Source organism: Virgibacillus sp. AGTR (assembly GCF_016919725.2).
Lineage (GTDB): Bacteria > Bacillota > Bacilli > Bacillales > Amphibacillaceae > Virgibacillus > Virgibacillus salarius.
On sequence record NZ_JAJERH010000058.1, the window covers coordinates 17,757 to 27,280 of the forward strand.

Genomic DNA, 9,524 nt, shown 5'->3' on the forward strand with positions numbered 1-9,524 from the left:
ATGTTATTTGAATCTTCTAGAATAAAGTTAAGAAAAATGACAATCGAGGATACGGACCTTTACCACCAATGGAGAAATGATATAGATGTTATGCAGACAACGAGTCCTAATCTAGATATTTATACATTTGAAGAAACGAAATCATTTGTCAGAGAAGTCATTCTCCATAGTAGCACATCAAAAAGCTACATCATTACCGTTAAAGACAGCGGCGAAACACCCATAGGCGTTATTTCGCTAATACAAATAGACAATGTAAACCACAACGCAGAATGCATTATTGATATTGGTAATAAAGACTACTGGGGAAAGGGCTATGGTAAAGAGGCAATGCAACTGCTACTAAACTATGCATTTTCAGAAATGAATTTACACCGACTATCTTTACGAGTGTTTTCCTTTAACCTAAAGGCTATTAAGCTTTATGAAAAATTAGGGTTTTTTCACGAAGGAAGATCTAGGCAATTTTTATATCGAAATGGGAAATGGCATGACTTATTACATATGGGAATGCTACGTACTGAATATGTTTGAAAGGAGGCAGGGACAAAAGTAGGCTTATCAAAAAAAGACGAACTATACTAGATGTATGACAGCATCGGAAATATACTTCACTTTCCACGGGCACGGCCTCCGTTTCTGTAGCTCCTCATTTCGAGTCGCTACAGGGATCTTTGGACTCGTGCTGTTCCCGTAGAGTCTACGTATATTTCCTACGCTTCACTACTATTGTTCGTCCTTTCAGTTACATCACTGTATAAACCTTTAGGGAAAGCCTCACTCTGATTTAAATATATGCATTCCAGCAGATTCATCTAAGTGAACCTTAATGGAATGATCAATACGGACAAAAAGTAAATCCTGACCATAAGAAATGTCTGCACCATTACTCATAAATTCCTCACCAGTAAATTGGTTAAATGGAAATTCCCTCTTAAAGGTATTCTCCTCTACTGAAACTTCTTCTGGCTTCATCATGTATAGTACATTTTTCTCTTGCTTGATAATTGGTAACGGGGCTTGATCTGTCATTCGCTTTCCATACATATAAGTAGGTGTTTGATAAAAAGTGACCTCAACCTTGTCTTTTAAATCATCCGTCCGTTCTACGAGAATCGTTGTACCATTGAAATTATTCTCAGGTGCATAGATTTGCAGTTCTTCTTCTGCCAATGAATATTCCCATTGTCGACGGATAAACCGAGGATCAATCTCATCTTTCCTTCCACTTTCTATATAATCATATATATACGGTACATTCTCTACCTTCTCTTCCTTAATTGGCTTTTCAATTGGTAATATATAAGAAATACAAGCAGCAATAAGTAGCGTCATAATATATAGTGCAAACAACCACTTGATACCTCTTCTATAACCACCTACATATTTCTTCCATACATTTGATATAACAAATACGATTGTAATAATAACAAGAAGTAAGACAATAGGTAAAAAGGTTACGATAACATCATTCATTGTCTAACCTCCTTTCTATTACTAAGTAGTGTAGCTGCACTACATAATAAGGCAATCGTTACAACCATCTTTGCACTAAATAGTAATATGGAGGTTTCTTGATAATAAAACGCTGTCACTTTGGAAGTGAATTGCCCTTCCCCATCAAAAGCAACAAGTATTCCTATGAATACAACCGGAACAATGATAGTGAGAAGTCGATGCATTTGCGTAACAGTGCCAATAAGATAGCCAATCGAGCCTGCTAATAAAATATACAAAATGGTCGCTATAATTCCACTTAGTTGATCCATCCTGCTAATCGCCGTTTCTGCTTCTATAAAAAATGTGTCACCAATTACGTATAAGACTACTTTCATTAACGGCTTGGATAGTAATGCCGTTGAACCACTAATAATACTCATAGTCAATATGACTGCGATATTTGAAAGATTATTACTAAGCCGATTCGTAACAAATGTATAGCTTTCTTCTTGATAGCTTCTAGTTGTCATTAATATAGAACTAAAAAATGCCCAAAGGATGGTGAAGATGATAACTAAATCGGCGGAGTAATAATTAACATCTATACGAATCCCATATCCACTCGTACCACTCATACCAGAGCCACCTAGAGCAAAAAGAATGGCAAGTAGCTGTAAAACAACCAAAGAATTAAATAATCCTATATAGCTTTTTAATTTATATATATACTGACTGTAAACCAGACTTCTAAATGAAATACTATTTAAAGACATCGTCAATCCTCCCTTGTTCCTGATCAGTTAGATAAATGCAAAGATCACTGGGAGTAACAGGTGATACGCTAATGCCAAGTCGCCTAGCCTGATCTAAATCAAATGGGTCATTTTTAATAACTACATAGGAGCTATTTACACCAACATTCTCCATATGGATGATCTGTTTATTTTTAACCCATTGCCTTACTATTTCAGTTCTACCTGTTAAACCAATCGCATAATTCTTAACGTCATCGATTGGCAAATGAAATAATTTCTTTCCGTGCTTTAACAACAGGACATGCTCTAGCAATTCTTCTATTTCCTCTAGGTGATGACTAGAAATGATAATCGTTCGCGGAACAGTAAGATAATCCTTTAATAATGCTCTGTAAAAATCCTTTCGAACAGCATGATCCATACCTATTGTTGTCTCATCAAAGATTGTCACTGCACATCTTGAGGCTAGCCCCAAAATCATATGAAAGGTGCTTCGCTTCCCCTTAGATAATTGACCATGTTTCTGCTTCGGATGGAATTGAAAATATTCAAATAAACGATTGGCTAATTCCCTATCCCAATTTGGATAAAATCGTTCCGCCTCTATAAGAATATCCTTAAGAGAAAGTGTCTGTGAGAATACCATTTGATCATCAATATAAATAGAGTTAACAGCAACAAATAAATTATTGAAAGGATGTTCCTCAAGAACATGCACTTTCCCAGAAGATTCCCTCCATAATCCTGAAAGAATCTTTAATAATGTCGTTTTTCCCGCCCCATTCCTACCAACCAGTCCAGTAATTGTATTTTCATTGATAGAAAAGGAAATGTCATTTAATGCATTTTCGCCTCCTCGACTTTTACTTAATTCTTCACAGGTAATCAATCCCATTACACATCCCCCTTTTGCTTCTTCATTGTTAGCTTTAACATTTCTATTAACTCTTCTTCGTCTACATCTAACCGGTCTGCTTCCAACGCTACTTCCAGTATGAGTCCCTTTAATGTTTGATTCTTCCGTTTATCAACAATGATTGATCTTGCTTCCGTTGTTACAAACTTTCCAAGTCCCCTTTTTCCATACAAAACCTTTTCGTCTGTTAATATATTTAATCCTTTAGCTGCAGTTGCAGGATTTATGGTAAACATCTCTGCGAGTTTATATTGAGAAAATACTTTATCATCTGGCTGGAAATTACCATTTAATATTTCTGTTTCGATCCATTCTGCAATTTGGACGTAGATAGGTTTCGTGCCATCAGTACTCAAATGCATTCCTGCAGCCTCCCTTCCAATCAGATGTAGGTTAGTGCATTAGTCATGTAATGTAGTATATTACTTTTTCAGATAAATTACAATAGGTAAAATCATTAAATAACACCAAGACTAATAAATTTAACACAAAATAAAACCCCAACTTCTAAATATTTTCTAGAAATTGGGGCAAATTATACATTTGCAGTTTTTACGATGAATGTGACATATCGACAGCGAATATTTCTTTAAATCCTTTTTCTCCCTCAGCTGTAATTTTTATCGCACGTGTTTTAGGTAATTGCTGAATCCAATGTAATTCTATAAAACGCTCTAACAATGCATTTCCCAGTGCACCGGCAAGGTGTGGTCGCCTTTCACTCCAATCTAAGCATTTATGTGAAAAAGAACGACGCTTCTTTTTTAGCTTCTCTAGATCTATTTGAAAACTTGTAAAAAATTCTTTCCCATCCTCAGTAATTGTAAATATTTCTTTCTTTTCATCAATTAAACCTTTATGAAGGAAGGAAGTCGTTATTGCTACACCGAGATTACCAGCAAGATGGTCATAACAAGTTCTAGCATAACGAATGGCTTTATCTTCCTTTGCTTGCTTTAAAGACTTAATCTTAATAGGTGGTGCTATCGATAAAAAAGATTCCATTACTTGAGCAACTTCTTGACTTTGGATTCCGTAATATCGATGCCTTCCATGCTGAGAAACAGCTACGACATTTGCATCAACCATTTTTGCTAGATGAAAGCTTGCTGTCTGAGGTTTTATTCCTGCCATATACGCTAACTCACTAGCAGGATGATATCTACCGTCTAGTAATACCGTTAATATGGCAGCTCTTGACGCTTCACTTACAAGTGAAGCTATTATCGCCGCATTTGTATTTGTTTTCATAGACTTCCTCCTTTTGTAATTCATATTTCGATGATAATCGAAATAATTACGTTATACAATACAAATTAATGAATGAAAGGAGATAGAATCATGAGAACAAAAAAATGGAAACACGTACCCGTCACTGAAACAATTCAACCCAAAATTCTTTATTACGGAACACCAGTTATTTTACTAAACACATGCAATGAGGATGAAACAGTTAATATTAGTCCATTGTCATCATCGTGGGCATTAGGTAATACGATCGTATTAGGAATTGGTCTAGGTGGAAAAGCAATCGAAAACTTAGAGAGACATCCTGAATGTGTTCTTAATATTCCAGACCCTTCCCTCTGGGAGAATGTTGAACGACTCGCTCCATACACCGGGAAAGACCCTGTACCAAATTTTAAAAAAGACAATGGATTCAAGTATGAGAAGGAAAAGTATGCTGTTAGCGGGCTAACTCCTTGTCCTTCCAAAGAGGTTAAGCCGAATCGTATTGCAGAGTGCCCCATACAAATTGAAGCGATCGTGAAGAATATTCAGATTCCCGAATACGCTCCATTCTTTGCAATTGTTGAAACACAGGCTATCCATGTACATGCACATAAGGAAATTATTATGAATGAAAATCATATTAATCCAAACAAATGGAGTCCACTACTATACAATTTTAGACATTACTTTGGTATTAGTGATGAACTTGGCAAAAGCTTTCGATCTGAAATTTAGGTGAAGGAAAAGGATAAAACAGGTTGGTGTATAATGCAAACAAGCTGTTGAAAAGCAACACAATGAAGAGCATCTTGGTGAATTCTACACTAAAGGAAGTGAAAAACGGAGAAAAAAGAGATCCAACCAAGCAAAATCGCTAAAGGAATGGGCTTGTCAAATAAAAGGAAACTTCAATTAGTGGGGGATTTTGTTTATCCTCCAATCAGACCTTTACTGACAGTCGATCCCCACTTACCAATATTGGTTTCACTTTATTGCTTGAAGTGGGGGTCTTACTGACAGTTATATGTGGGATAAAACTGGTGCGATCTTTATTAGCAGCTCAGTCTATCCCGATAACTTTACTTCGCCGCTCCAATAAAATAACATCACGCCATACGCCATCTAGTTTTCCAATTCGTTTTCGAATACCCACTTCATAGAATCCTGCTTTTTCATGTAAATAAATACTTCCTACATTTTCTGGGAAAACACCAGATTGTAGTGTCCAGAAACCAGCAGCTTCACTTTCCGCTACTAGAAATTCCATTAGCCTTCTCCCTAATCCCTTTCCCCTACTTTTTGCACCGAGATAAATGCTTAGCTCCGCAACACCAGCGTGAGTTTTCTTAGATGAAATTGGCAGTAAAGCAGCCCAGCCTACGACTCTACCATGTTCACGTACAACAAGTCTACATGTTTGTAAATACTTACTATTCCACTCATCCCAAGTTGGTGGTTCTGTATCAAATGTTGCATTTCCTGTCTTAATACCCTCTATATAGATATCTCTTACCTCTGGCCAGTCTTCCTTTTTCATGTATTCCATAATGATAGAATCAATGCTGTTAGTCATTGTTGATCCAAAACCTCCTTTTCAGTGTGCCATCTTCATCAATAAAGCTATTATCCTCTAACCCACCATTATTTACTATGGTTTTGGCTGAACCAATATTATCCTCATCACATGTTACTAGTACACGCTTTATCTTTAAATCCTTGCACACTCCCAAAGCTTCATGAAGCATACGAGTGGCATATCCCTTTCTACGTTCGGAGGGTCTAACACTGTATCCAATATGCCCACCAACATTTAATAAAAAAGAATTAAGCTCATGTCGAATATCAACCATTGCTACTATTCTATTCTCATCATTAATTAAGAAATAATTTGAGCTTGGTACACGATTCCCATGACCGCTTTGTCTTAAAGTCCTTGCCTTCAGGTAGGCACCATAAGTGTCATGTCCTGTTAAGTCAAAACTACTAGGAATCATCCGTGTCAGTCCCCATTCTTCCACATAAGCTCGGTGTTCTTTTTCCCATTCCTGAGCTGGCTCAACTAACCTCATCAATTCCACCTCTTCCCTAATAAAAAACCATATTGATTATAATTGATAGTAATTATAATCAATATGGCGGAAAAAGAAAACATCTATTTATTCATTTTTCTAACTTTTAACCACCCAGCAATGATATTCCATATTAACCCTACAATCATTAAAATTAATGTCCAAAGAGTTGCCGTTTCCCAGATTTTTTCAACAGTTTCATAGCTTTCACTTCTCTCTGTTATCATACCAGCCTGCTCAAGTTCTTGCATAAACGCGGGGTTCCAAAAATCAGGCCCGGTTACCATCAACAGAACTACCACAACGGTTATTATATCAATCACCACCGTAAATATAAGCAATTTACTAGTCCATTTTCCTTTTATTAGTTTGACAATTTCTTTAACTATAGCCAGGTTAAGAATGAGAAGGATAAATAACATATAACCTGAATACGTATCCTCATTTAAGAACGGGACTACAGTAGCAAATTCTCCTGTCTCAAAGCGCCACACGCCAAAGTAGTTACTTGAAAAGACCGCCATTGCCATAACAATTATAAAGAAAATAATCGCTGTAATCGGTTCGGATCGCTTAATCTGTCTTTTTAGGTCGGGAAGTTGCGGAAGATCAGATGGTGTCCAATTCTTTTCTATATTCAAATCTTGTCCATTTACTTGAACATACTCCAACAATACAAATACAGCTATTACCCAGCCAATCGCCATAGGTATCATCGTGAAAAATGACACAATATAATCTACAAACTGCTCCAATAGACTTGCTGGGTTAATGATAATTTGAATTACAAATTCAAAACTCATAACAATAACAACAGAATATAATGTTATTTTCATAACCGTCATAAATGGATCATAAAATTCAGGACCTATGATATACTTTTTTGTTTCACGATACTGCTCCGCAAGCTGCTTTGGGTCTCCTAGCTCGAGTAATACTTGCTCAGCGTCCTTATCAGTAGTACGCTTTCCATCCGTTCGTTCTTCCAGCATATCTGTAATTAGACCTTTAAGCTCTTGAGAAATATCTGCTCGCTGCGATTGAGGCAGCCGCTGCGTCACTGCGTAAATATACCTATCGATGATTTCCATCCGAGTCTCCTCCTTTTTCTAAACCAATTAAATGGTTTAAGCTATCCACCATTTCCTCCCATTCTTGCCATAATAGTTCAAATACTTCTGCACCTCTTTTGCTTAACATGTAGTATTTCCGTGGCCTGGCTTCATCTGTATTCCAAGTGCTTTCCAGCAATCCCTGCTTTTCTAGTCTTCTTAGCAATGGGTATAACGTCCCTGGTTCAACATGGATTCCCTCTCCATTTAGTTTCGTTACTAGAGAGTATCCATACTGTGGCTTCGATAATTGACTTAAAACACCAATTGTTAGCGTACCCCTACGTAGTTCCTGCGTTAGTTTATCTAAGTGCTGTTTAATATCGCTCATCTTATCAACTCCTAAAAACATTATGGTGTATGTCGTACACTATTGTAAAGTGCACATTAATAACCAAAACAAAACATATACTTTAACTTGACATTTGAGAGCTTTCAAACTATGCTCACCCCAAGATATAAGTACAAATGAGGAGTTTTATCATGCAAATATATGTAGATGCAGATGCTTGCCCTGTAAAGGATTCTGTCATTCAGTTAGCGAATGAATTTGAAATTACTGTTACACTTGTTCAAAGCTTTTCCCATTTTTCTAATCGACGCGAATTAGATGGAGTCAAAACTATTTATGTTGATGCAGGTGCTGACGCAGCAGATTATCGAATTATGAAATTAGTACAAAAAGGTGACATTATTGTAACTCAGGATTACGGCCTTGCATCCTTAGGGCTTGCTAAACACTGTCAAGTAGTTCATCACAAAGGCTTCCTTTATACGAACGAAAATATTGACCAGCTTTTACAAACACGCTATTTAAGTGCTATGGCAAGAAAAAGTGGGCAACGAACAAAAGGGCCGAAACCTTTTTCAAAAGAAGATCGTAGGCTATTTAAAGAACGGTTTAGAAATTTACTGGAACAACGGCAGGAATGATAAATGGATGACTGCTAGCTATTCTTTTCTCTACAAAAAAGAGGCTGAGACAAAAGAATGAAGAAACAATAAAAAACGAAAAGATAATTAATTTGAATTAAATATCTTTTCGTTTTTTGATTAGAATAATAAATTTAGCACCTGAAATAAGCGAGGATCCGGCGGGAACAGCACGAGTCCGAAGATCCACTTGGTAACGTGTTTTTCTTTACCAAGTTAGCTGAGGCTGTGCTCGCGGAAAGAGCGTATAGTTTCACGGTGCGGCGATGATACTCCTATTGATAACATGATTATTCGTATTTTGAGTAAAGAAGTGTGTTTTGTCCCTGCCTCTTTTTTCTACTTTCTATTTGTCGCACGCCTTTTCCGATTCTCTCTTCGATATGGAGCTGTTTCATGTAATTTCTTTTCTTCATTCGTTTCTGGATATACTTGTGGCACAGGGATAGGTTGTCCTTGTTCATTGACTGCAACCATTGTGAGGAATGATTCCGTTGTTAATCTTTCAACCTGATTAATTAGATCACGCGCCGTTACTTTCACATATACTTCCATTGAACTTCTTCCTGTATATGTAACAAAAGCTTCCAATGTTAAGGAATCTCCGGCTTTCGCTGATGAAAGAAAATCAACCGAATCGATTGATGCCGTAACAACCGCACTTTTTGCATGCTTCATCGCACAAAGAGCACCAATTTCATCGATATAAGCCAATACCTTTCCACCAAAAATAGTATCTAAATGATTCGTATCTGGTGGGAGCACCAGCCTTGTTTGCACTGTCCTTGATTCGTTTATTGATACTTTTTCCATCTTTCCATCCTCCTATACGATTAAAAACATCTCCTACATGAGAAGATGCCCTGTAAGCTAACTTTTAAAATCAACCTTACTATTATATCATACCAACCATATGCTATTAGAATTTTAATATATCCATATAGATTATCTTTTGGCCATTTGTTAAAATTAATAGTTACTATCGCTTAGCTCTTGCAGCAAAAAGTAGGAATGATAAATGTTAAGTCGGCAGCTCATTCAACTAGCGTTAAGCTTTAATCTAAAA

13 protein-coding genes are annotated in these 9,524 nt (G+C 36.7%); 3 read left to right on the top strand and 10 right to left on the bottom strand.

Annotation, left to right across the window (positions count from 1 at the left end; translation table 11 throughout):
• Positions 1-534 (top strand): GNAT family N-acetyltransferase, encoded by a 534-nt coding sequence (locus tag JUJ52_RS17185; protein WP_026679898.1) that lies wholly within the window; start codon positions 1-3, stop codon positions 532-534.
• 243 nt (positions 535-777) lie between these two features.
• Here JUJ52_RS17185 and JUJ52_RS17190 read toward each other — a convergent pair whose 3' ends face one another.
• From JUJ52_RS17190 to JUJ52_RS17210, 5 genes are all read right to left on the bottom strand, one after another.
• On the bottom strand, positions 778-1,476 hold the full coding sequence (locus JUJ52_RS17190) for a hypothetical protein (RefSeq protein WP_026679897.1): 699 nt from the start codon (positions 1,474-1,476) through the stop codon (positions 778-780).
• On the bottom strand, positions 1,473-2,213 hold the full coding sequence (locus JUJ52_RS17195) for a hypothetical protein (protein ID WP_205389475.1): 741 nt from the start codon (positions 2,211-2,213) through the stop codon (positions 1,473-1,475). The genes JUJ52_RS17190 and JUJ52_RS17195 overlap by 4 nt, the downstream gene beginning before the upstream one ends.
• Positions 2,200-3,090 (bottom strand): ATP-binding cassette domain-containing protein, encoded by an 891-nt coding sequence (locus tag JUJ52_RS17200; protein ID WP_205389474.1) that lies wholly within the window; start codon positions 3,088-3,090, stop codon positions 2,200-2,202. The genes JUJ52_RS17195 and JUJ52_RS17200 overlap by 14 nt, the downstream gene beginning before the upstream one ends.
• Positions 3,090-3,473, bottom strand: coding sequence for a GntR family transcriptional regulator (locus JUJ52_RS17205; protein WP_026679894.1), 384 nt, complete (start codon positions 3,471-3,473; stop codon positions 3,090-3,092). Before JUJ52_RS17205 ends, JUJ52_RS17200 begins: the two co-directional genes overlap by 1 nt.
• Positions 3,474-3,663: 190 nt before the next feature.
• The gene (locus JUJ52_RS17210) at positions 3,664-4,362 is read right to left on the bottom strand and encodes an ArsR/SmtB family transcription factor (protein ID WP_121604405.1); all 699 of its coding nucleotides are present in this window, start codon (positions 4,360-4,362) and stop codon (positions 3,664-3,666) included.
• Between the two features lie 90 nt (positions 4,363-4,452).
• Here JUJ52_RS17210 and JUJ52_RS17215 point away from each other — a divergent pair, with 90 nt between their 5' ends.
• The gene (locus tag JUJ52_RS17215; RefSeq protein WP_026679892.1) at positions 4,453-5,079 is read left to right on the top strand and encodes a flavin reductase family protein; all 627 of its coding nucleotides are present in this window, start codon (positions 4,453-4,455) and stop codon (positions 5,077-5,079) included.
• A 325-nt stretch (positions 5,080-5,404) separates the two neighbouring features.
• Here the strand turns inward: JUJ52_RS17215 and JUJ52_RS17220 are convergent, their stop codons facing one another.
• From JUJ52_RS17220 to JUJ52_RS17235, 4 genes are all read right to left on the bottom strand, one after another.
• The gene (locus JUJ52_RS17220) at positions 5,405-5,917 is read right to left on the bottom strand and encodes a GNAT family N-acetyltransferase (protein WP_255637738.1); all 513 of its coding nucleotides are present in this window, start codon (positions 5,915-5,917) and stop codon (positions 5,405-5,407) included.
• Complete coding sequence (locus tag JUJ52_RS17225) at positions 5,910-6,413, bottom strand: GNAT family N-acetyltransferase (protein WP_034678406.1); 504 nt, start codon at positions 6,411-6,413, stop codon at positions 5,910-5,912. The genes JUJ52_RS17220 and JUJ52_RS17225 overlap by 8 nt, the downstream gene beginning before the upstream one ends.
• An 83-nt stretch (positions 6,414-6,496) precedes the next feature.
• Positions 6,497-7,504 (bottom strand): HAAS signaling domain-containing protein, encoded by a 1,008-nt coding sequence (locus tag JUJ52_RS17230; RefSeq protein WP_205389473.1) that lies wholly within the window; start codon positions 7,502-7,504, stop codon positions 6,497-6,499.
• A complete protein-coding gene (locus JUJ52_RS17235; protein ID WP_166530416.1) occupies positions 7,488-7,856 on the bottom strand; it encodes a PadR family transcriptional regulator in 369 nt (122 codons plus the stop codon). The genes JUJ52_RS17230 and JUJ52_RS17235 overlap by 17 nt, the downstream gene beginning before the upstream one ends.
• A gap of 152 nt (positions 7,857-8,008) precedes the next feature.
• Between JUJ52_RS17235 and JUJ52_RS17240 the strand changes: the two genes are divergently transcribed.
• On the top strand, positions 8,009-8,458 hold the full coding sequence (locus JUJ52_RS17240; protein ID WP_026679887.1) for a YaiI/YqxD family protein: 450 nt from the start codon (positions 8,009-8,011) through the stop codon (positions 8,456-8,458).
• Between the two features lie 339 nt (positions 8,459-8,797).
• Here the strand turns inward: JUJ52_RS17240 and JUJ52_RS17245 are convergent, their stop codons facing one another.
• Positions 8,798-9,271 carry an acyl-CoA thioesterase gene (locus JUJ52_RS17245; protein WP_026679886.1) on the bottom strand — a complete coding sequence of 158 codons (474 nt, stop codon included), beginning with the start codon at positions 9,269-9,271 and terminating at the stop codon, positions 8,798-8,800.
• Between the last annotated feature and the right edge of the window lie 253 nt (positions 9,272-9,524).

Bases quoted from the DNA above. Each gene is read 5' to 3' on its own strand.
- JUJ52_RS17230 (WP_205389473.1), bottom strand. From the start codon at position 7,504: ATGGAAATCATCGATAGGTATATTTACGCAGTGACGCAGCGGCTGCCT.
- JUJ52_RS17210 (WP_121604405.1), bottom strand. From the start codon at position 4,362: ATGAAAACAAATACAAATGCGGCGATAATAGCTTCACTTGTAAGTGAA.
- JUJ52_RS17220 (WP_255637738.1), bottom strand. From the start codon at position 5,917: ATGACTAACAGCATTGATTCTATCATTATGGAATACATGAAAAAGGAA.
- JUJ52_RS17205 (WP_026679894.1), bottom strand. From the start codon at position 3,473: ATGCATTTGAGTACTGATGGCACGAAACCTATCTACGTCCAAATTGCA.
- JUJ52_RS17235 (WP_166530416.1), bottom strand. From the start codon at position 7,856: ATGAGCGATATTAAACAGCACTTAGATAAACTAACGCAGGAACTACGT.
- JUJ52_RS17185 (WP_026679898.1), top strand. From the start codon at position 1: ATGTTATTTGAATCTTCTAGAATAAAGTTAAGAAAAATGACAATCGAG.
- JUJ52_RS17200 (WP_205389474.1), bottom strand. From the start codon at position 3,090: ATGGGATTGATTACCTGTGAAGAATTAAGTAAAAGTCGAGGAGGCGAA.
- JUJ52_RS17225 (WP_034678406.1), bottom strand. From the start codon at position 6,413: ATGAGGTTAGTTGAGCCAGCTCAGGAATGGGAAAAAGAACACCGAGCT.
- JUJ52_RS17240 (WP_026679887.1), top strand. From the start codon at position 8,009: ATGCAAATATATGTAGATGCAGATGCTTGCCCTGTAAAGGATTCTGTC.
- JUJ52_RS17195 (WP_205389475.1), bottom strand. From the start codon at position 2,213: ATGTCTTTAAATAGTATTTCATTTAGAAGTCTGGTTTACAGTCAGTAT.
- JUJ52_RS17215 (WP_026679892.1), top strand. From the start codon at position 4,453: ATGAGAACAAAAAAATGGAAACACGTACCCGTCACTGAAACAATTCAA.
- JUJ52_RS17245 (WP_026679886.1), bottom strand. From the start codon at position 9,271: ATGGAAAAAGTATCAATAAACGAATCAAGGACAGTGCAAACAAGGCTG.
- JUJ52_RS17190 (WP_026679897.1), bottom strand. From the start codon at position 1,476: ATGAATGATGTTATCGTAACCTTTTTACCTATTGTCTTACTTCTTGTT.